Consider the following 21,739-nt stretch of genomic DNA (forward strand, 5'->3'; position numbering starts at 1 on the left):
TTTTAAATATAGGGGGCATAGACTTTTATGTAAGAGTGGAACAATGGACTAAAAGGAGGAGAACAATGAAGACAACCTACGATACACCAGAGTATTATCAGAAAATGAACGCTTGGTGGCGAGCAGCCAACTACCTTTCCGTTGGTCAGATCTATTTGAAAGACAATCCCTTATTGCGCCGCCCCATCGAAGAAAAAGATTTGAAAGTGAATCCAATTGGTCACTGGGGAACGATCGCCGGACAAAATTTTATTTACACCCATCTTAATCGCGTCATCAATAAGTACGACTTAAACATGTTTTATATCGAAGGACCGGGCCATGGCGGACAAGTCATGGTTGCGAATGCTTATTTAGACGGCAGCTACAGCGAGATCTATCCAAAAGCCACCCAAGACGAAGCAGGGATGAAACATTTATTCAAAACTTTCTCTTTCCCAGGTGGGATCGCTTCTCATGCGGCACCTGAAACGCCAGGTTCGATCCATGAAGGCGGCGAGTTAGGCTATTCCATCGCCCACGCTACCGGAGCTATTTTAGACAATCCCGATGTCATTGCAGCAGTAGTGGTCGGTGATGGCGAAGCCGAAACCGGACCATTAGCGGGCAGCTGGTTTTCAAACACCTTTATCAATCCAGTCAATGATGGCGCAATTTTGCCTATCTTGCATTTGAATGGCGCCAAAATTGCCAACCCAACGATTTTGGCTCGTAAAAGCGACCAAGATCTCACGAAATATTTTGAAGGCATGGGTTGGACCCCTTATTTCGTAGAAGGGGACGATCCAGAAGCCGTTCATCCGCAATTGGCACAGAAGATGGATCAAGCCATCGAACAGATCCACGCGATCCAAGCAGAAGCCCGCAAAGGTTCTGCGGAAGAAGCCGCTATGCCTCATTGGCCTGTTTTGATCGTTCGCACACCAAAAGGGTGGACTGGACCGAAAGTCTGGGATGGCGAGCCGATTGAAGGGGGCTTCCGTGCCCACCAAGTGCCGATCCCGGTCAATGCGAAACATATGGAACACGTGGATGCTTTGACGGATTGGCTGCAGTCTTATCGTCCAGAAGAGCTTTTTGACGAAAACGGCCGCATCAAAGCTGAGATTCAAGAATTGGCGCCAAAAGGGGAGCAGCGGATGGCTGTCAACCCAATCACTAACGGGGGGATCGATCCGCAACCGCTAAGCTTACCAGATTGGCAAGCACATGCCATTGCGATTGAGACACCAGGGGAAACGACGGCCCAAGATATGATGGTCTTTGGGAAATTTGCCCGTGACATCATCAAAGAAAATCCCGACAACTTCCGCATCTTTGGCCCAGATGAAGCCAAATCCAATCGGTTGAACCATGTGTTTGAAGTCACGGACCGCCAATGGTTGGAGCCAAAACATCCTGATTATGATGAATGGCTGTCTTCAGTGGGCCGTGTGATTGATTCACAATTATCAGAACATCAAGCAGAAGGCTTCTTGGAAGGCTATGTGCTGACGGGTCGTCATGGCTTCTTTGCCAGCTACGAGTCATTCTTAAGAGTCGTTGATTCTATGATCACGCAACACTTCAAATGGTTACGAAAAGCCCATGATCTGGACTGGCGCAACCCGTACCCCTCATTGAATTTGATTGCTTCATCAACGGTCTTCCAACAAGACCATAATGGGTACACCCACCAAGATCCAGGGATCATGACCCATATTGCAGAGAAAAAAGCCGACTTTGTGCGGGTCTACTTGCCAGCCGATGCCAATAGCTTGATGGCTGTCATGGCAGAAACGCTCGCTTCTGAAGAAAAGATCAATCTAGTGGTCTCTTCAAAACACCCACGTCCGCAGTTTTATTCGGCGGATGAAGCGAAAGTGCTTGTCAAAGATGGCTTGAAAGTCATCGACTGGGCATCGACAGATGAAGGACAAGAACCCGATATTGTGATCGCAGCTGCTGGGACGGAACCGAATTTGGAAGCTTTAGCTGCTGTTTCGTTGCTGATTGAAGCCTTCCCAGAGTTGAAGGTCCGCTTCATCAATGTGGTCGATCTATTGAAATTGCGTCGTCCAGAAGTCGATCCTCGTGGATTGAGCGATGAAGCATTCGAAGCCTACTTTACGAAAGACAAACCGATCGTGTTTGCTTTCCACGGGTATGAAGGACTGATTCGCGACATCTTCTTTGGCCGTCGCAACCAACAGCTTCATATTCATGGGTACCGAGAAAATGGCGACATCACGACACCGTTTGATATGCGGATCCTTTCTGAATTGGATCGCTTCCACTTAGCCAAAGACGCCGCCGAATGGGTCTATGGAGAAAAAGCAGCGGACTTTGCCAAAAAAATGGCAGACACCGTTGCGTATCACCATGACTTTATTCGAGAAAACGGCTATGATATCGCCGAAGTCGAAGAGTGGGAATGGAAACCATTGCGTTGATTTATTCTCCACAACATCAGCGAAAGATAATTTAAGAACAAAAAAGCACAAAAGAAACAAAACGATCCGCAACAGGGTCGGGACGCCTACCTAAGGAAGCCCGATCGACTGTCTGCGGATCGTTTTTTTTAAAAGACGTCGAAACCGTAATTTTTGATATGCTGTTTCAACAAGGCGAGATAGTCCAAAGCCATCTCGCTCAGTTCCATTTTCTTGTGTTTGAGGTAACCTAGTGTCATCGCATCATCGACTTCCAAAGGAATCGCAACGATTTTTTCATCATTCAGCTCACTGCTGATGATCCCAGAGCTGATGGTATAGCCGTTGAGACCCACCATCAAATTGAAAATCGTGGCACGATCGCTGATGCGAATGTGTTTTTTGCGCTGTAAAGTGCTTAAGATCTCTTCAGAAAAGTAGAAGGAATTGGTTTCCCCTTGTTCGTACGACAAATAGGTATATGGTTCCAAATCAGCTAATGTGATGCTTTTCTTCTGAGTCAGGGGATTTTCTCGGCCGATGAAGACGTGGGGTTTGGCTTCAAATAAAGGGATGAATTGCAGGTCTTTTTCGTGGATCAAACGGGTCAAGACTGTCGTGTTGAAATCATTCAGATAAATGACCCCCAATTCGCTCTTAAACGTCTGGATATCATCCAGTACATTTTGAGTCTGGGTCTCTCGCAAGGTGAATTGAAATTCATCTTCCCCTAACTGTTTGACCAGCTCCACGAAGGCGTGGACGACGAAGGCATAGTGTTGTGCGGAAACACTGAAAACATGCTTGCGATGGCTGTCTTTGCGAAAGCGTTCGTCCAAGAGATTGACTTGGTCTAAAACATTTCGAGCATAGTTGAGAAAGGAACGGCCATCATCGGTCAAGGTCACCCCTAATTTACTGCGGTAAAACAGCTGCAGATCATACTCTTTTTCCAACTCTTTCATGGCTTGAGAGAGGGAGGGCTGACTGATGAAAAGCTGTTTAGCGGCTTCATTGAAAGAGCCAGTTTCTACGATTTTTTCCAAATATTCAAGCTGCTGGATACGCATGGGATGCAACCTCCTTTTTATGTTATAGGTATTGCCTATGGAATATATAAGTTTATAAGTATTATCTATAGTATAAGATGTTTGCTAGAATAAATCTAACAATTTTGAAAACTTTGTATAGGAGGAATGGATATGGCAACAGACAAATTTCAACTTGTGGGGTCATTGTTACGACCACAAGATTTATTGGACTACAAAAATCAAATCGAGCATCGGGAGGATATCCGCTACCCGTTTTATGATGCGTTTCCTGGCTACCAAGAAACGGAAGCAAAAGCGATCGCTGACATCATTGCAGCGCAAAAAGAACACGGCATCACAGTCATCACAGACGGCGAACACGGCCGTTCGATGTGGCACCTGGATTTTCTCTGGGGATTAAAAGGCGTTGAGCGCTATATCTCCGATCATGGGTATGCCTTTGAAGATTTGGACGGTGGACATTTTGAAACGCGTAAAGACATCGGCATCCGAATCACAGAACCATTATCTGGCAAAAACCATCATTACTTGACGTTGTTTAAAGAAACCAAACGCCAAGCTGGCGACCTGCCAGTCAAAATCACCGTCTGGGGGGCTGCCCACGCCTTTACCGAGCTGACTGTCTTTAACGACCTCGTTGGTGAAGGTCAGGTGTATCCAACGAAAGAGGCCTTGCGGAAAGGGCTGCTTAACGCCTACAAGGAATTCTTACAGGAATACCGAGAAGCCGGTGGTGAGATCGTTCAGTTCGATGATTGTTTATGGGAACTATTTGCCGAAGACAATGACAAGAGCTTCTTCACCCAAGGCAATGACGGCTTAGAAGCGTTAGCTGATGAATTCGTGGCGATCAACAACGAAGTCGCTGATTACGCCCACGAATTAGGATTAAAAGTCTGGACCCACAATTGTCGCGGCAATTACCAAAGCCGCGCGGCAGCCAGTGGTACCTACAAAGCGATCGCCGAAAAATTCTTGCGTGATCAGCATTATGACCGCTTTTTCCTAGAGTGGGACGATGACCGTGCCGGTGATATCTCGGCTTTAGAAGCGCTGAAAGATCGTCCAGAAGTGGAGGTTGTCTTAGGCTTATTATCCAGCAAAACCGCCACATTAGACGATGAAGAGCGAGTGATCGCTTTATTAGATAAAGCTAGTCAAATCATTCCTAAGGAGCGGCTTTATCTTTCTCATCAATGCGGCTTTGCCTCTTGTGACTGCGGCAATGAGCTTTCGACTGAACAGCAATGGGCAAAAATCAAGCAAGGACAAGCCTTAGCTGAAGCGTACTTCGGTTAAGCTGCTGCGTCTTCTTTTCCCTAAATCTTCCCCTCGAAATCGGTGCATGCGACAAAGTTTCGAAAATTTCAGAAAAAATGTTTGACATTTTCTTTAAGAGCGAGTAAAGTAAGACACAACTTAATGAAACAGACATCGAAAAGAAGAGTAGCAAGGCTTGCTGTTTGAAGAGAGTCTCTGGTTGGTGCAAAGAGATAACGCATGGTTGTGAAACACATCTTGGAGTCGTTTTTCCGAAAGAAAAGTAGGAGAGACCGGGTTTGCCCGTTACAGCAGCAGTCATTGATTGATGACTTTCTGAGTTCAGTTGCTGTGAAGCACTGATAAACAAAGGTGGAACCGCGTTGATAACGTCCTTTAGCTGTAATGGCTAGGGGACGTTTTTTTTCTCTTTTTTTGCGGCTCACCGAAAACCGAAAGTGGAAGGGTCACAAGGACTGCACGAGGCCTTTTCCTGTGAAGGAAAGGCAAATTGAGGTGGAACCACGTATCTAGCGTCCTCTGGCAAATGCCAGTGTGCGCTTTTTTTGTTTTTCTTTTTTAGAAAAATGAAACTTGCCAGTTGCCCCTCACCAGCCAACGCACAGCGCCACATAAGCGTCGGAGAAGCCGTCGCTAAGCTGTATCGCTGCTAATCGAAATTGAAACCTATCAAGGAGGAAGTCACCATGTTTGAGTATTTAGTCAATGTTATGCCCCAACTGATTTCAGGAACTGGAATCACCGTTAAATTGTTCGCACTGACCTTAATCGGGTCCATTCCCTTAGGCATTTTGTTGGCCTTTGTTTTAGCCAGTCGCCTGCGTATTTTGAAATTGATCGTGCAAGTCTACGTTTGGTTGATGCGAGGAACGCCTTTATTGCTACAGTTGATCTTCGTATTCTACGGTCTGCCGATCTTAGGGATCGTCTTTGACCGCTTTGAAGCAGCCTTGATCGCCTTTATTATCAATTACGCTGCTTATTTTGCTGAGATTTTCCGTGGGGGGATCCAATCGATTCCAGCCGGACAGTACGAAGCCGCGAAAGTCTTGCGTTTGTCCCCGATCCAAACGATCCAAAAAATCATCATCCCACAAGTCGTCAAGATCACCCTGCCATCTGTCGGCAATGAAGTCATCAATCTTGTCAAAGACACATCCCTCGTTTACATCTTAGGCTTGTCAGACGTGATGCGAATCGGGAAAATCGCCATGGAGCGAGACAGTACCTTACTTCCGTTAGTTGGGGTCGGCTTGATCTACTTGGTGATGACGGGCGTCTTCACGTTATTGTTAAAACAAATCGAGACCAAACTGGACTATTACCGTTAGGAGGAACCACGTATGTTAGAACTAAAACAAGTATCAAAATCATTTGGCGCTAAAAAAGTCATCGATCAGCTAGACTTGACGATCGAAGACGGCAGTATCTTAGCGGTGGTCGGTCCTTCCGGTGGCGGGAAAACCACTTTGCTTCGGACACTGGCTGGGTTAGAAACGATCGATTCTGGAAGCTTTTTACTGGATGGCAAAGCTTTTGATCCCACCGACACAAAGGAACAAGAACAAGTCGTCGGTGTCGTCTTCCAAGACTTCCAATTGTTTCCCCACTTGTCAGTTTTTGAAAACATCACTTTGGCACCAAAAATGGTGCTAAAACAAGACAAGGCCGCGTATACAGCAAAAGCCGAACAGTTGGCAGAAAAACTAGGGTTAAGTGACCTACTAGCCCAATATCCCTTCCAATTGTCCGGGGGACAGCGGCAACGAGTGGCTATCGCACGAGCGATGGCGATGAATCCCAAAGTGTTGGCCTATGACGAGCCTACCAGTGCCTTAGATCCAGGCTTGAGACAGCAAGTCGAACAGCTGATCTTGGATCTGAAAAAAGAAGGAGTGACCCAGATCGTGGTGACCCATGATTTGGTTTTTGCCGAAAATATCGGCGATCAATTATTAAAAGTAGCAGGAGAATAAGGGGGAGAACAAAATGAAAAAATTACTATTGACGGGAATCGCAGCAGCAAGTGTATTTTTATTAGGGGCGTGTGGCAGCAGCAATGACACCACAACCAGTGCCGCTGACAAAGAAGAAGTGATCGTCGGCCTAGACGATACCTTCGTACCGATGGGCTTTAAAGACGACCAAGGCAACATCGTTGGGTTTGATGTGGATTTAGCCACAGCGATCTTGGATCTAACAGGAACCAAAGTCAAATTTCAACCAATCGATTGGTCCATGAAAGAAACCGAACTAAGCAATGGCACCATCGATATGATCTGGAACGGGTATACCAAAACCGCAGCTCGTGAAGAAAAAGTATTGTTTACAGATACTTATATGGAAAACAAACAAGTCTTGGTCACAGCAAAAGCCAGCGGCATTACTAGCTTTGATGATATGGAGGGCAAAGTCTTAGGTGCCCAAGAAGGTTCTTCTGGTTATGAGACCTTCAATAACCAACCGGAAGTTTTGAAGGATCTCGTAGACGGCAATGACGCAACCTTGTATGCCAGCTTTAATGAAGCCTTTATCGATCTAGAAAACGGTCGGATCGACGGTCTTTTGATCGACCGCGTCTACGCAGAATATTATTTGACTCAAACAGGCAAAACCGATGACTTCAACGAAATCGAAAGCCCCTTTGAAGCAGAAGATTTTGCTGTAGGTGTGCGGAAAGACGATCAAGCCATGGCAGATAAAATCAATGATGGTTTGAAAGAATTGCAAGACAATGGTACCTTTGCTGAAATCTCTGAAAAGTGGTTTGGCGAAGACGTCACACCAAACTAAAACAAGTCAACAAGAGGCACTGGCTGCTTAGCGGCTGGTGTTTTTTTCATCATTTAAGAAATTTTCGCTTAAATTCCAGCACCTAACCAAAATTTCTCACAGGAAAACTTTTGTTCGCCTTCTTTTTTCGTTATAATAGGGAAAGATGAAAAGAGGGATAGAAATGGCGCAAAAAAAACGCGCAAAGAAACGCAAAACAAAAAAACAACAAAAACAGCAAGAGAAATTAATGCTGGTCGGCGTCGGCCTGCTCTTTGTCTTGTTTTCGATATTTGGCTTTTTCCATTTAGGTTTTTTAGGAACCTTGATTGCCAACGGGTTTCGGATCGTTGGCGGAAACACGTACCAATTTTTGAGTGTTGCCCTAGCCGCTTATGGTGTCTGGTTAGCGATCAAAACGACCGATGCTCGCTTTAAGAGTATTCGGCGAGTGATTGGCTGTGTATTGGTGTATTTTGGTTTACTAATTATCCTCCATGCGCAAATCTTTAGTAATGTGGTGGGAGAACCAGCCAATATCTTCCAAACGACGTGGATGACGCTGTTAGGCGATATTCGGCGCAGCCAAGTGACCCAAAATGTCGGGGGCGGAATGATTGGCGCCATGCTTTATGGGGCGACCTATTTTCTTGTTTCCCAGATCGGCAGCTACATCATCGCTGTTTTACTCATGCTGATCGGGGCGTTCTTGTTCAGCCAAATGAGCAGCCACGAGTTAGTCGAGCACCTGCAAGCAGCTGGTGACAAGCTACAGCGGTTGTTAGAAGGCTCTCCAGAAAAGCAAGCCGAACGAGAAGCCCGCAAAGCGGAACGAGCAGCAGAGAAACAAGCGGCGAAAGAAGCCAAAAAAGAAGCCGAGCGAGCAGCAGTCATGGCGGAAATCAAAGAAAAGAATCAAGTCCGACCAATGACAGAAGACGAAAAATCAGCAAAAGAACAGCAGATGCAAGCCCCAGCTGATTTTGAACCAGAGCAGCTGAGCTTTGTACCCATCGACCACTTCCAGGAATTGCCGCAAGCGGCGGGACCAGAGGCCGCTCAAGCACCACATCCAGCAGGAAACAAACCGGCACCAAGCAAAAAGGTCAATGAAGACGGGGAGATCCTCGATGATGATGGTGAAGTATTGGAATTTGAGATTTCGGAAGAAGCTGAAAATCGTGATTATGAATTGCCTTCAGCGCAATTACTCGATTCGATCCCTTCAACGGATCAAAGCAGCGAGTACAAAAAGATCGAACAAAATATCGGTGTGTTAGAAACTACCTTCCAAAGCTTCGGTGTTGACGCAAAAGTCGTCAAAGCCAGCTTAGGACCAGCAGTAACCAAATTCGAAGTTCAACCAGCAGTAGGGGTCAAAGTCAGCAAAATCGTCGGGTTGACCGATGATATCGCCTTAGCCTTGGCCGCCAAAGACGTCCGGATGGAAGCGCCGATCCCAGGGAAATCATTGATTGGGATCGAAGTTCCAAACAGCGCAGTCAGCATGGTTTCATTCCGAGAAGTGATCGAAGCCCAACCAGATCATCCAGATAAACTATTAGAAGTACCTTTAGGACGCGATATTTCTGGCCGTGTCCAAACGGCAGACTTAACGAAAATGCCCCATCTCTTGATTGCCGGATCGACTGGGAGCGGGAAGTCCGTAGCCATCAACGGCATCATCACCAGTATTTTGATGCGGGCAAAACCCCATGAAGTCAAATTGATGATGATCGACCCGAAAATGGTTGAATTAAATGTTTACAATGGGATTCCCCATCTCTTGACACCCGTTGTGACCAATCCCCGCAAAGCGGCGCAAGCGTTGCAAAAAGTGGTCAAAGAAATGGAAGAACGCTACGAAAAATTTGCGGCAACTGGGGTCCGAAACATTACTGGCTACAATGATTTAGTAATCAATAAGAATTTAGAAGATGGCGAAAATCGTCCGATCTTGCCATTCATTGTGGTGATCGTCGATGAGTTAGCTGACTTGATGATGGTTGCTAGCAACGAAGTCGAAGATGCCATCATTCGTTTGGCGCAAATGGCGCGGGCAGCTGGTATCCATATGATCTTAGCAACGCAACGACCAAGTGTGGATGTCATTACAGGGATCATCAAAGCCAATGTTCCATCACGGATGGCCTTTGCTGTTTCCAGCGGTGTTGATTCGCGGACCATCATTGATGGGAACGGAGCCGAAAAACTGCTGGGACGCGGCGACATGCTGTATCTGCCGATGGGTGAGAACAAACCGATTCGGGTCCAAGGGGCCTTTATTTCCGACCAAGAAGTCGAACGAGTGGTTGAATTCGTGACAGATCAGCAAGAAGCCAATTATGAAGAAAAAATGATGGTCACTGAGGAAGAAACGAGTGCTGGCAGCAGCGGACAACCGCAAGATGAGCTATTCGAAGATGCCAAAGCTCTTGTGGTGGAAATGCAGACCGCCAGCGTTTCTCTCTTGCAGCGACGTTTTCGTATCGGCTATAACCGAGCAGCTCGGTTAGTGGATGAATTAGAAGATCAAGGCGTCGTAGGACCTTCTGAAGGCAGCAAGCCACGGAAAGTCTTGATTGAGCCGCAACCAGAAGACATTCCTACCGTTGATGAATAAGGAGAACACCAGACCAATCCAATGAGAGAAAGGCGAGATAGCAATGAAACGCAAACACATTCTTTACCGTGATGTTGCCGATAAGCTCAAAGAAGACATCATGTCGGGTCGCTACCCGATTGGTTCATTTTTACCGACGGAAACAGAATTGGAAGCTACCTTCAATGTCAGCAAGATCACTGTCCGCAAAGCCATCGAATTGTTAGCGGCAGATGAGTATGTGGAAAAACGCAGCGGACGTGGGACGACGGTTTTAAGCAATCGCCCCTACAACAAGCTGTCAAAAGGCACGACGTTTAGCCAATTGCTTGAAAAGACCGGCAAGGAATACACAAAGAAAAACCTCAGCTATGAATTAGTCGAACTTGCGCCTGAACACCCTGCGTATTCTTTAATGGGCAAAGAAGTCATGCGTTTACGTCGCATGTACTATTTTGACCACCAACCTTTTATTTACTATGAGTACCATTTGCCAAAGCAACTAAAGGGAACCTCCATCGAGGTCTTTGAAGAAAAATCATTGTATCGCCTATTGGATGAACATCGAATGATCATCGATCGCTTTCAAGATGCGTTTGTGGCAACGACGTTGACTGAAGAGCAACAGAAGTTTATGATCACGCCGGAGGTCGCTGCCTTGAAACGAACCCGTTATTCGTATGATCTACAAGGAGAAGTGGTAGAATATACAGAAGGGATCTATAACACTGCCTTGCATCCGTATATGATCGAATTTGAAGCCTAGTCATTGATTAGGCTTTTTTAGCAAAAAGTGGTACCAAAATCAGAAGTGGAGCGTGAAATACATGAGAAAAATCGCCTTTTTAGGAGCCGGTAACATGGCAAAAGCCATCATCAACGGCTTGATTGCAGCAAAGCTGTATGAACCAGCAGAGATCTTGGTTTATAACCATCGCTACGAGCCGACTTTGGCACAATTAGAAAAAGAAACCGGGATCACTGGGACAACTAAGCTGGCGGATGTCACAGAAAAAGCAGAGATCTTCGTCTTAGCAGTCAAACCTTTTGTCTTTCCCCGCTTGCTTGCTGATTTAAAAGCAGGATTGACTGAGGAACACTTGCTAGTTTCCATTGCCGCGGGTGTGACGATTGCGCAAATGGAAGAAATCATCGGTGCGCACAAAATCGTGCGGGTCATGCCAAATACCCCCGCACTTGTCGGCGAAGGGATGTCTTCTATCAGCCCCAACGGTCAAGTAACGGAAGCCGAAGCCAACGAAGTCAAACAACTTTTTGAAAGCCTTGGGAAAGCCGAGCAAGTACCAGAAAGCATGATCGATGCAGTCATTGGTGTCAGTGGTTCTTCGCCAGCCTACACGTATTTATTCATTGAAGCTTTGGCAGATGGAGCAGTGGCAGAAGGTATGCCGCGGCCGATGGCGTATGAATTTGCTGCTCAAGCGGTATTAGGCGCAGCGAAGATGGTACTAGAGACGAAGGAACACCCAGGTGTCTTAAAAGATCGTGTCAGCTCGCCTGGGGGCACAACGATCCAAGCAGTCAAAGCCTTAGAGGAAAATGGCTTTCGTGCGGCTGTCATCAAAGCAGTGCAAGCAGCTGCTGACAAAAGTCGGGAAATGTCTTGATCCCCAGTGAGTGAGGGGAAAATCTTAGCAAAACGAAGGAGCGTTTATGAAAGAACTTTTGATTTTTGATTTTGATGGATTGTTAGTCGATACTGAAAGAGTCTATTTTGATGGGTGGTTGGCGCTATTTAAAAAGTATCAGCTTCCGATTACAGCCGCTGATATTTTTGGTTGGCGTGGTCAAAGTTGGCAACAGACGGCTAGTAAACTAGCCGACCTCGTAGGTGGTCAGCAGCGGGTGCAGGAATTACGAGCAGAACGGGAAGTCTATATTGCCCAGCAAATAACCGATGGCACCTTCAAAACAAAACCCTATGCGAAAGAAACCATCGCATTGGCTCGGGAGAAAGGCTTCCAAACGGCACTAGCCACCTCGACGATGAAAAAAAGAGCCTCTGAATTGTTGGCGCATTTCGATTTGTTGCAGGCCTTTGACTATCAGACCTTTGGCGATGATGTCTCCGCCCATAAACCTGATCCAGCACCTTACTTGCTGACTTTAGAAAAAGCGCAAGTCGCAGCAGAAAAAGCATTAGTCATGGAAGATTCTCTTGTGGGAGCAACAGCTGCGACACGTGCGGAGATCGATGTTGTGCTGATTCCCGATCAAAGCTTTGATCAAGTCTACTCCCCAGAAGAGAAGGCCGGACTTCAGTTATATGGCGAAGCCACCTCATTGAAGTATGTGTATGATTTATTGGCAAAGGATCAACTGAAATAACACCTAAAAAAGCTTCCTTTTTCGTTGCAGAAAAAGGAAGTTTTTTTTGTGAAGAAAAGACCGGTAAAAAAACAGTTCAAAGGATATGAGTGGTTTGTTTTTCGCCATCATGGTAAAGTTAAAGAAAGTTTAACAATAAGCGAAAAAAAACAAAAAGTAAAGGGGTTTCATTTTGACAAAAACGTCCATTTGTCAAAAGGACTTTTCTTGGTCGATCGTAGCCGTTGGCGGCGGGGGAAAAACATGGTAAATTATCCTTCGACGAAGAACTAGTGGGGGAAGAAAAAAATGAATAAACTAAAGAATGTTTTCTATTTATATAAACTGGACTGGAAACGAATTTTCAGCAATCCAATCTCTGCATTTTTGATCATTGCCTTAATGATCTTGCCCTCGCTTTATGCGTGGTTCAATATCAAAGCACTTTGGGATCCATATGGCAACACCAGTGAATTGCCAATCGCCGTGTATAGTGCGGATAAAGGGGCAGAATTTCAAGGCAAGCATATCGATATCGGTGATGAAGTCATCGACACCCTCCATGATAACAAACAGTTAGGCTGGCGTTTCGTGGATTCAAAAGAGGACTTGGTAGAAGGGGTCAAATCAGGAAAATATTACGCCGGTATTTATCTGCCAGCTGATTTTTCAGATGATCTGATCAGCTTTACCAGCGGGACAATTGAAAAACCGACGATCGAGTATTACAGTAACCAAAAAATCAACGCCATCGCACCAAAAATCACCGAAAAAGGAGCCAGCAGTCTTCAAGAAGAAATCTCACAAAACTTTATTGAGACTGCCAGCTCCACGTTAATAAAAGTCTTCAATGAAATCGGCTATGACATTGATTCCAACTTAGTTAGCATCAACAAAGTCAAATCCATGATCTTAGATACCGATGACAATTTGGCTACGATCGACGGTTATACGAAAGAGATCGTCACCTTGCACGATAAGTTTCCAGAAATCAAAGAAAAGATCGCAAAAGCCGAAGAATTTACCGATTATATCCCGCAAGTGGATGCCATGGGGGAAAAACTGATTGGCCTAAACGATAAGCTACCGACATTGAAGAAAGAAGCCAGCATCATTTTGACCTTGCAAGAAAAGATCCCAGAGATCCAAAATGCCGGCAAACAATTGAAGATGATCGATGATGATTTTGATGACATTGCCAGCACCATGACGGACGGTATCGATACCGCCAAACAAGGACTGCAAGTCATCGAACAAGTTCAAGCCGCGTTACCACAGATCGAACAACTAGGCGACCAAGCCGCTAGCTTCGCCACAGCGACCAAAGATGGGGCGCAACAGTTGCAAGATGCCCTGCCAAGTATTTCTAGCAGTGTGAAGGTGACGATTCAGTCGATCAGTCAAGTGGCAACCACCACTGCTGGGCTGACAAGTACGATTCGTCAAGCACTCGCTGACAATGAACTAACGGATGAAGAGCGTCAAGCGATCAGTGCAACGATCACTGACTTTCAAAAGAACATCCAGCAACAACAAGCAGCCTTGGATTCCTTGATTGCCTTTTTAACCAATATTCAGAATTCCGGTAGTAACGCCGATTTAGAAGGTATCATTACGCAACTAAGCAATGCTAAAACATCGCTAGGAGTTTTATCTGACCGCTTATCGCAATTGAATAACCTTGTTCAAAATGGGTCTGTTGATGAAATTACAGCGTATCTCGATCAAGTTACCGCAGCTGCTCAAAACATCGCTGATCTTATGAACAGCATCAATGTTGATTCAATCACTGCAACCATCAACAACATTCTAACTGAACTAATCAAAACCATCACCACCGCCGAAGATGTCTTGAAAAAAGCCCAAGAGATCGATTTTGACTCGTTGCTGTCTTCCACCAAATCAGTGGTCAGCAATGCCGTGACGATTTTGGAAAAATACCAAAAAGAATTGCCTGCCATCAAACAAGAATTGCACGATGCCAATACGATGCTGAATGGCCATATGGATGAGATCGTCAATGCCATCAACAAAGGAGCCGACCTTTACAACAACGAATTGCCAGTTGTCGAAGAAAAATTAGGGCTGGCCGTAGACTTCTTGCAAAACGATTGGCCAACCATCAAATCAGAAATCAGTTCTACGATGGCGATGGTGGATGAAAAACTGCCAGAAGTTGAAAAAGCCTTGGATGCGGCCGTTGATTTGATCAATAACGATTGGCCAAGTATCAAAGCAGGTATCCACAAAGCCGCTGATGCGATCCGAGCAGGAGAAAATGAAGTCGATCTCGGGGAAGTCATCAAATTATTGAAACTTGATGCTACGGATGAAGCTGACTTCTTCAAACAACCAGTGGAATTAAAAAGCAATGAAATCTATCCAATCGCCAACAATGGTTCAGCTAGCACGCCATTTTATACCGCATTGTGTTTGTGGGTAGGGGCATTATTGTTGTCAAGTGTCGCTACAACGGAGTATCATTTAGAGAAGAAAGACAAAAAACGCTTTACACAACGTGAAACCTTTGTGGCACGAATGCTGACGTTCTTGACGATGGCAGTCGCCCAAAGTTTGATCGTGACCCTAGGAAATATGTTTTTATTAGGCGTTGATGTCCACAATCCAGTGTACAGTGTCTTCTTCGCATTACTCGTTGGACTCGCCTTTATGATGATCGTCTACGTACTGGCGGGACTGTTCGGCAACCTCGGGAAAGGGATCGCCATCATTATTTTGGTTCTCTCCATTTCAGGTGGGGGAGGAAACTACCCAATCCAAGTCTCTGGGAAGTTCTTCCAATTCATTAATCCGCTACTGCCATTTACCCATGCGGTCAATCTGTTAAGAGAATCAGCCGGTGGGATCTATTGGCCAAATGCTATCCCGCAGTTGATCATTTTAACGATTTTGTTCCTAGTCTTTGGGATCGTCGGTACGTACGCGTATCCTTATCTAGTCAACTCTACGAAGAAACTAAGTGACATTTCCAAAGAAAGTCATTTCTTCCACTAAAATCTTAAAGCAGAAAGAGCATTTGTTCTTTCTGCTTTTGTGCCATCACGTGAAATTTCTAATAATCAAAAGAGGGAAAAAGGGTCGTTTTTTCATCTGATTTTCATTGACTTTTCGCGGTTACAAGAGTAGCATACAGTCTTGATAATTCAATATTTGTGAGGATATCGTTACAAGTTTAACGAAGGATTTTTTCATGAAAAGGAGTGTAGAAAAAGTGGAGTATTTGAAACGTTTGTTGGTCGGACGTCCATTGAAATCCGCAGAGAATGATGAACAAAAACTGAGCCGGACGGCGGCCCTTGCGTTGCTATCTTCTGATGCTTTGTCTTCGATTGCTTATGGGACAGAGCAGATCGTTGTCGTATTAGTGGCACTTTCCGCTGCTGCTATCTGGTATTCATTACCGATCGCTGCTTTTGTTATTATTCTTTTGATTTCATTGACCTTGTCTTACCGTCAGATCATTCATGCTTACCCTCACGGTGGTGGGGCGTATGTAGTAAGTAGTGAAAATTTAGGGAAAAATGCGGGCCTGATTGCCGGCGGCTCACTGTTGATCGATTATATGCTGACAGTAGCAGTATCCGTCTCAGCAGGGGCGGAAGCCATCACTTCTGCTGTGCCAGCGTTGTTCGGCCATCAAGTGGCGATTTCTGTTGTGATCGTGCTCTTGATCATGATGATGAATCTGCGAGGGCTGCGAGAATCAGCTAGCTTCTTAATGATTCCTGTCTACACCTTTATCGCAGTGATCACAGTCTTGATCGTGGTCGGCTTGTACAACATCGTAACTGGTGCGCAACCGTTGAATGCAACCGCACTGCCAGGAGCTGTGGTGCCTGGGGTATCCGTAGCCTTGATCTTACGGGCTTTCTCATCAGGTTCCTCTTCTTTGACGGGGGTCGAAGCGATCAGTAACGCGGTGCCATTTTTCAAAAAACCACGGGCGAAAAATGCAGCTGCGACCTTGACGATCATGGCTGCGATCTTAGGGTTCTTCTTTGTCGGCATCACTTTTATCAACTATTGGTATGGTATCGTACCAGAAACAGAAGTGACCGTTCTATCTCAAATCGGTTCCGCCGTTTTTGGTCATGGGTTTATGTACTACGTTTTGCAATTTGCCACAGCGCTGATTTTAGCAGTTGCCGCAAATACTGGATTTTCTGCCTTCCCCGTGTTGGCGTATAACTTAGCCAAAGACAAATATATGCCACACATGTATCAAGACCGTGGGGACCGTCTCGGCTACTCAAACGGGATCATCACCTTGGCTGCTGGTTCCATCGTCCTATTGTTTATCTTCCAAGGATCGACCGAGCGTTTGATTCCGTTGTATTCCATCGGGGTATTCATTCCTTTTGCACTATCCCAAAGCGGAATGGTGATCAAATGGAAAAAAGAAGGCAAAGGCTGGTTCTTTAAATCGATCGCCAACATCATTGGGGCTTTGATTTCTTTTGCGATCATTGCCATCTTGTTCGTGTATCGCTTAGGCGATATTTGGCCATTCTTTATTATCATGCCGATCCTCTTGTATATCTTTTACAAGATCCATGATCATTATAAAAAAGTCGCAGAACAGCTGCGATTGGAAAAACAAGAAGCACTGCATGTCTATGAAGGAAATACCGTGATCGTTCTCGTCGGAAATGTTACCCGAGTAAATATCGGCGCATTGAACTATGCCCAATCGATTGGTGATTATGTCGTAGCGATGCACGTATCGTTGGATGAAGATGTGAAGAAAGAAAAAGAAATCGAACAAGAATTTAAGCAAAAATTCCCAGACGTGCGTTTCTCCGTCGTTCATTCTTCTTATCGTTCGATTGAAAATCCCATCTTACGTTATGTGGATCTAGTCAGCCGCAATGCAGCCAAACACAATTACACAACGACCGTCATCATTCCACAGTTTGTCCCAAGACGTCGCTGGCAAAATATTTTGCACAACCAAACAAGCCTGCGCTTGCGTTTCAGACTCTCTTGGCGTGAAAACATCATTGTAAGTACGTACAGTTACCATTTGAAGAAATAACAAAAAGCTGATTGATCCTTTGTAGGATCAACCAGCTTTTTTCGTTTTCCTTGATGCTGCAGAGCTAAGAAGCGATTGAGGAGGGGCGAATGTCGCTCTTTCATTGCGGGAAATAAATATGAAAGTTATAGAAACTGTATGTAGGCTTTCTAGTAACAATTTTTTCAATCTGTTTAAGGAAAAATTTGTGAGTTTAGAAAATAAAAGAGATTGACAAGAGCGCGAGAAAGCGCTATTTTTGAAACAATATTAGTTAAAGTCGAAATGATGGAGGAAGAAATGAGTTCCAAGAATAACAGTATGGTGAATAAGTCTCGAGCAAAGATTGACGGAATGGTAATAATCCCTGGAGATCCTAAAAATATTCGAGGCAAAATCGAAGCACAAGACAGCTATTATCAAACCCAAGATGGTAAAAAAAGACGTATCCGCATGATGTTTCCCGAACAGCAAAACAAAAAGAAGAAATATCCCCTTGTTTTTCATATCCAAGGATCTGCATGGATGAAGCAAAATCTAAATAATCATTTGCTAGATTTAAAAGAAGTGGTAACAAATGGCTATATTGTGGCTATTATCGAGTATACTCCGATTCCTGAGGGGATTTTCCCAAAGCAAGTGGAAGATTGTAAGCAAGCAATTCGTTTTTTAATGACAAAAGCTGAAGAATACTCTATAGATACAACGAACTTGTTTTTATCAGGTGATTCCAGCGGGGGACACACTGCTTTATTGTGTTGGGCAACTTGGAATCAACCTTTCTTAGACTCTTCGACAACTCCCTTACCACCAATTAGAGGATGTATCGATTTATATGGAGTTTCAGATTTAACGACGATTGCTGATTATCCTTCTTCAGTAGACCATACTCATATTGAAAGTCCCGAGAGTCAATTACTGGGTGGGAAAATACCAAAAGATCATAAAGAAGAAGCTGAAAAAGCATCTGTACCTTATTACCTGAAGAAAAATAAACAATTAGCCCCCTTACTAATCATGCATGGCAATCTTGATACAGTGGTGCCATTTGAACAAAGTGTCGAATTATTTGCTCACTGTCAATCGTATGAAGTAACAGCTGAATTTTATGCTATAGATAATGCGGATCACGGCGGCAGTCTTTTCTTCTGTGAGGCTGTACTAAAAAACATCGTGTCTTTCTTAAAAAAATATACGCAATAAATGAGCGATAGTTTACTAGTCACAAGGTAATAATCTAAGCAATGCTAGATTTGAATATGAGTGATTGAGTTTGATCGGTGTCTCCAAAAGGAGACATGCTGATCAACTCTTTTTTTGTTTACTTGAATACTGAAAAGGGTCTAACTCTTTCAAGAAATGCACTTTGTCTAACCACTGGATTGAAATTTTGAGATCATGGATAAAGCTGCTGAGGTGAAGGTTTAACTTGAAAATTTATTTTTCAAGAATAAATCAACTTTGCATAGATGCGTTACGGTTTCATTTAAAACCCTGTAATAAATAAATTTAAATAGTTTAAATTCTTGAATTATTTATTCAGTAGGACAGGCCTTACTGGAAATCAGTTTTTAGACTAATTTTTGGGATACGAAATAAAAGCGACTTTATATGCAGCTTCGTTCTAATAGACAATTCCTTATTAGTTGTTTTAGCTATAAAACATTTTTAGTTTGATATCTTGATCGTAATTCCCAAACCCCTTGCCAAAGAGGGTACAACCGCCGACATGCTCGGCATCTTCTTTGACTTCCACTTTTAAATGCCACGTATCTTCGTAGGCAGGTATATCCTTGATCGTAATGTCGGAAAGAGGAACACCTTCCATGTAGGTTCCATGATCCATGATGCGAATCGTCTTTAATAACCCGTACTGATTGAGATTGTCTGGATACCAATCCGGTGTATACTTGCCGCGAATATCTGCAAAATCCCCTGGGCTAGTCCATGTACCAAGCTCCACACCATTTAAGCTGAAGGTGATATCTGACGGCCAGTTGTTATTGGAAAAAGGAAATTCAGACGAAACTTCCATTGAAATCTCCATCATTTCGAGTTTTTCTTCTTTTGCTAAGAAGTTTGGCGATTGGTATTCGACAAATCCTTTCGTAAACCACAAGATGCGGGCATCCATTCGTCGGGGATCCATGAAAAACTTCGGTTCATCCACCATTCCCACAAAATCAGCTGAAGTAGCAAGCCCGCACGTTGGTTCTACCGAATAATTTGTATAATGACCGATCGGTATCGCCGTTTCTTTCGTATCAAAGGCATTAAAGATTTTCTCAGGAAAGTTGATATCGATATGATCCACTCTCAAACTGGAAATCTTTTTTTGCCCCACACGCTCTGTTTTGATGATTTTGGCTTCCTCTAATTTTTTGATGTGCATCGTAACGATGGCACTACTTAAGCCTAACTCTTGTGCCAACTCTTTGACATTCATCTTGTTTTTAGCCAGCAATTGAATGATTTTGATTCGCACGTTACTGGCAAGTGCCTCATAGACTGGCAATGCTTCTTGATTGATTTCTAATTGCATCGTGTCACCTCCGCATAAACTGTTTGATTTACTTGAATGTTAACATATTTGCTAATTTGTGTAAATAGCGTTGTTTATTTCGTTAGTTATTAATATATTTATTAATTAATATAGATATTATCTTGAATAAATTAATCAAAATATTGTTGACAGCGATTACAAATCAAGTTATGATTTATTTGTAAATTGAAAGTGTTTGCAAACATCAATTTCTATGTTTTGTTTTTGTGAATTGTTTATAGGCTTCTTTATAGGAAACATCTTAGGTGTTAGGAATTATTATGAGCAGTTAGTAAGGTCTTTTTTAAGAGATGTCAATGAACAAATGTGATAACATACCTGCAAATATCTATAAAACTTGAGAGGATGGAAAAGATGAACATCAAAAAGGTTATTTTTTCGGGAGCAGTTCTAGGTTTAAGTAGTTTGGTATTAGGGGCCTGCGGAAACAGTAATAATAGTTCAGGTGATGATAGCGGAAGTAAAGAAATTACGTTTATGTTTCGAGGTGGCGAGGACGAGAAGAAAGCCTATGAAACAGCAATTAAACAATTTGAGGAAGAAAATGATGTAAGCGTTAAGATTATTGCCACAGATGCTGATCAATATGCAACAAAGCTGCAAGCGGCAATCTCAGGCGGTAATATGCCCGATGTTTTCTATGTAGAACAAAGCAATCTAATGGCTTACGTTGATAATGGTGTTTTGCTAGATATTACGGATGAAATTGAGAATTCAGATTTTGATCTTTCAAACATTTGGGAATATGGGGTAAACAGTTATCGGTATGATGGTGAAAAAGTTGGTAGCGGTGCTTTGTATGGATTACCAAAAGATGTTGGACCATTTGCTTTAGGATATAACAAAGACATGTTTAAAGAAGCTGGTATTGATTTGCCAGATACAGATACGCCTTATACATGGGATGAATTCGTTGAAGTATCTAAACAGTTGACGAAGGATTCTGATGGAGATGGAAATCTTGACCAATGGGCAACAGGATTTAACGTAAACTGGAGTTTACAAGCTTTTGTTTGGAGTAACGGAGCAGATTGGATCAACGAAGCCAAAGATACCGTTACAGTCGATACACCAGAATTTGCGGAAGCATTGCAATGGTTTGCGGATCTGCAAAATGTGCATGAACTCACCCCTTCAATTTCTGATGCACAAACATTGGATACGTATCAAAGATGGATGAATGGGGAGATTGCTTTCTTTCCTGTAGGACCTTGGGATATGAGTACGTATGCTGGATTAGATTTTGAGTATGACTTGATGCCTTGGCCAGCAGGCTCTACAGGCGAATCTGCAACGTATATCGGTTCTTTAGGAATTGGTGTTGCCAGCAAAACCAAACATCCAGAAGAAGCAGTGAAATTAGTTGAATATTTAAGTGCATCTGAAGAAGGACAACAACAATTAGTAGACGCACAGATTCAAATTCCTAACCTGATTGATATGGCTGAAGAATGGGCTTCTGATACGGATAGTGTGCCTAATAATAAACAAGAATTTATTGACATCGTCCAAGATTATGGTCGCGCTTTGCCAGTAGCAACAACCTACAATGCAGAATGGTACGATGAATTCTTTATCAATATCCAACCTGTGTTAGATGGAGATCAAACGGCAGCGGATTATTTAAAAGAAGTTCAACCTAAGATGCAAGAAAAACTAGACTCAGCGATTCGCCAACAAGAAACAGCAAGATAG

16 protein-coding genes and 1 other annotated feature are annotated in these 21,739 nt (G+C 43.8%); of the genes, 14 read left to right on the forward strand and 2 right to left on the reverse strand.

Annotated elements, in window-relative coordinates; genetic code table 11:
• The first annotated feature begins 65 nt into the window (after positions 1-65).
• Complete coding sequence (locus tag ENLAB_RS11430; protein WP_244351152.1) at positions 66-2,432, forward strand: phosphoketolase family protein; 2,367 nt, start codon at positions 66-68, stop codon at positions 2,430-2,432.
• Positions 2,433-2,560: 128 nt separating this feature from the next.
• On the opposite strand, the gene ENLAB_RS11435 is transcribed toward ENLAB_RS11430, so the two are convergent.
• The gene (locus ENLAB_RS11435; protein WP_005227268.1) at positions 2,561-3,481 is read right to left on the reverse strand and encodes a LysR family transcriptional regulator; all 921 of its coding nucleotides are present in this window, start codon (positions 3,479-3,481) and stop codon (positions 2,561-2,563) included.
• Positions 3,482-3,607: 126 nt separating this feature from the next.
• Between ENLAB_RS11435 and ENLAB_RS11440 the strand changes: the two genes are divergently transcribed.
• From ENLAB_RS11440 to ENLAB_RS11495, 12 genes are all read left to right on the forward strand, one after another.
• Positions 3,608-4,762, forward strand: coding sequence for a cobalamin-independent methionine synthase II family protein (locus ENLAB_RS11440; protein WP_200125909.1), 1,155 nt, complete (start codon positions 3,608-3,610; stop codon positions 4,760-4,762).
• A 126-nt stretch (positions 4,763-4,888) separates the two neighbouring features.
• Positions 4,889-5,123, forward strand: a binding site (T-box leader).
• Positions 5,124-5,430: 307 nt separating this feature from the next.
• Positions 5,431-6,075: an amino acid ABC transporter permease gene (locus tag ENLAB_RS11445; protein WP_010748717.1), complete on the forward strand. Its 645-nt coding sequence runs from the start codon at positions 5,431-5,433 to the stop codon at positions 6,073-6,075.
• 12 nt (positions 6,076-6,087) lie between these two features.
• Complete coding sequence (locus ENLAB_RS11450; protein WP_005227272.1) at positions 6,088-6,720, forward strand: amino acid ABC transporter ATP-binding protein; 633 nt, start codon at positions 6,088-6,090, stop codon at positions 6,718-6,720.
• A 13-nt stretch (positions 6,721-6,733) separates the two neighbouring features.
• Positions 6,734-7,537 (forward strand): amino acid ABC transporter substrate-binding protein, encoded by an 804-nt coding sequence (locus ENLAB_RS11455; protein WP_005227273.1) that lies wholly within the window; start codon positions 6,734-6,736, stop codon positions 7,535-7,537.
• 163 nt (positions 7,538-7,700) lie between these two features.
• Positions 7,701-10,139 (forward strand): FtsK/SpoIIIE family DNA translocase, encoded by a 2,439-nt coding sequence (locus ENLAB_RS11460; RefSeq protein WP_244351155.1) that lies wholly within the window; start codon positions 7,701-7,703, stop codon positions 10,137-10,139.
• A gap of 43 nt (positions 10,140-10,182) precedes the next feature.
• Entirely contained in the window at positions 10,183-10,884 is a 702-nt protein-coding gene (locus ENLAB_RS11465) for a GntR family transcriptional regulator (RefSeq protein WP_005232219.1), read from the forward strand.
• Between the two features lie 61 nt (positions 10,885-10,945).
• Positions 10,946-11,746, forward strand: a complete 801-nt coding sequence (proC, locus tag ENLAB_RS11470) for a pyrroline-5-carboxylate reductase (protein WP_200125913.1) — start codon at positions 10,946-10,948, stop codon at positions 11,744-11,746.
• Positions 11,747-11,792: 46 nt separating this feature from the next.
• The gene (locus tag ENLAB_RS11475) at positions 11,793-12,467 is read left to right on the forward strand and encodes an HAD family hydrolase (protein WP_086293902.1); all 675 of its coding nucleotides are present in this window, start codon (positions 11,793-11,795) and stop codon (positions 12,465-12,467) included.
• A 48-nt stretch (positions 12,468-12,515) separates the two neighbouring features.
• Positions 12,516-12,740, forward strand: a complete 225-nt coding sequence (locus ENLAB_RS11480; RefSeq protein WP_223347157.1) for a hypothetical protein — start codon at positions 12,516-12,518, stop codon at positions 12,738-12,740.
• Between the two features lie 15 nt (positions 12,741-12,755).
• Entirely contained in the window at positions 12,756-15,461 is a 2,706-nt protein-coding gene (locus ENLAB_RS11485; RefSeq protein WP_096742181.1) for a YhgE/Pip domain-containing protein, read from the forward strand.
• 217 nt (positions 15,462-15,678) lie between these two features.
• Positions 15,679-17,502, forward strand: a complete 1,824-nt coding sequence (gene kimA, locus ENLAB_RS11490) for a potassium transporter KimA (protein ID WP_200126235.1) — start codon at positions 15,679-15,681, stop codon at positions 17,500-17,502.
• Between the two features lie 279 nt (positions 17,503-17,781).
• Complete coding sequence (locus tag ENLAB_RS11495; RefSeq protein WP_200143128.1) at positions 17,782-18,684, forward strand: alpha/beta hydrolase; 903 nt, start codon at positions 17,782-17,784, stop codon at positions 18,682-18,684.
• Positions 18,685-19,132: 448 nt separating this feature from the next.
• Here the strand turns inward: ENLAB_RS11495 and ENLAB_RS11500 are convergent, their stop codons facing one another.
• On the reverse strand, positions 19,133-20,023 hold the full coding sequence (locus ENLAB_RS11500) for an ArsR/SmtB family transcription factor (protein ID WP_086293906.1): 891 nt from the start codon (positions 20,021-20,023) through the stop codon (positions 19,133-19,135).
• A 375-nt stretch (positions 20,024-20,398) separates the two neighbouring features.
• Here ENLAB_RS11500 and ENLAB_RS11505 point away from each other — a divergent pair, with 375 nt between their 5' ends.
• Entirely contained in the window at positions 20,399-21,739 is a 1,341-nt protein-coding gene (locus ENLAB_RS11505) for an ABC transporter substrate-binding protein (RefSeq protein WP_015508887.1), read from the forward strand.

Source organism: Enterococcus innesii (genome assembly GCF_022846515.1).
In the GTDB taxonomy this organism is placed as follows: Bacteria; Bacillota; Bacilli; order Lactobacillales; family Enterococcaceae; genus Enterococcus_D; species Enterococcus_D innesii.

Coding starts and splice junctions, on each gene's coding strand:
- ENLAB_RS11430 (WP_244351152.1), top strand. CDS start 66: ATGAAGACAACCTACGATACACCAGAGTATTATCAGAAAATGAACGCT.
- ENLAB_RS11435 (WP_005227268.1), bottom strand. CDS start 3,481: ATGCGTATCCAGCAGCTTGAATATTTGGAAAAAATCGTAGAAACTGGC.
- ENLAB_RS11440 (WP_200125909.1), top strand. CDS start 3,608: ATGGATATGGCAACAGACAAATTTCAACTTGTGGGGTCATTGTTACGA.
- ENLAB_RS11445 (WP_010748717.1), top strand. CDS start 5,431: ATGTTTGAGTATTTAGTCAATGTTATGCCCCAACTGATTTCAGGAACT.
- ENLAB_RS11450 (WP_005227272.1), top strand. CDS start 6,088: ATGTTAGAACTAAAACAAGTATCAAAATCATTTGGCGCTAAAAAAGTC.
- ENLAB_RS11455 (WP_005227273.1), top strand. CDS start 6,734: ATGAAAAAATTACTATTGACGGGAATCGCAGCAGCAAGTGTATTTTTA.
- ENLAB_RS11460 (WP_244351155.1), top strand. CDS start 7,701: ATGGCGCAAAAAAAACGCGCAAAGAAACGCAAAACAAAAAAACAACAA.
- ENLAB_RS11465 (WP_005232219.1), top strand. CDS start 10,183: ATGAAACGCAAACACATTCTTTACCGTGATGTTGCCGATAAGCTCAAA.
- proC (WP_200125913.1), top strand. CDS start 10,946: ATGAGAAAAATCGCCTTTTTAGGAGCCGGTAACATGGCAAAAGCCATC.
- ENLAB_RS11475 (WP_086293902.1), top strand. CDS start 11,793: ATGAAAGAACTTTTGATTTTTGATTTTGATGGATTGTTAGTCGATACT.
- ENLAB_RS11485 (WP_096742181.1), top strand. CDS start 12,756: ATGAATAAACTAAAGAATGTTTTCTATTTATATAAACTGGACTGGAAA.
- ENLAB_RS11495 (WP_200143128.1), top strand. CDS start 17,782: ATGAGTTCCAAGAATAACAGTATGGTGAATAAGTCTCGAGCAAAGATT.
- ENLAB_RS11500 (WP_086293906.1), bottom strand. CDS start 20,023: ATGCAATTAGAAATCAATCAAGAAGCATTGCCAGTCTATGAGGCACTT.
- ENLAB_RS11505 (WP_015508887.1), top strand. CDS start 20,399: ATGAACATCAAAAAGGTTATTTTTTCGGGAGCAGTTCTAGGTTTAAGT.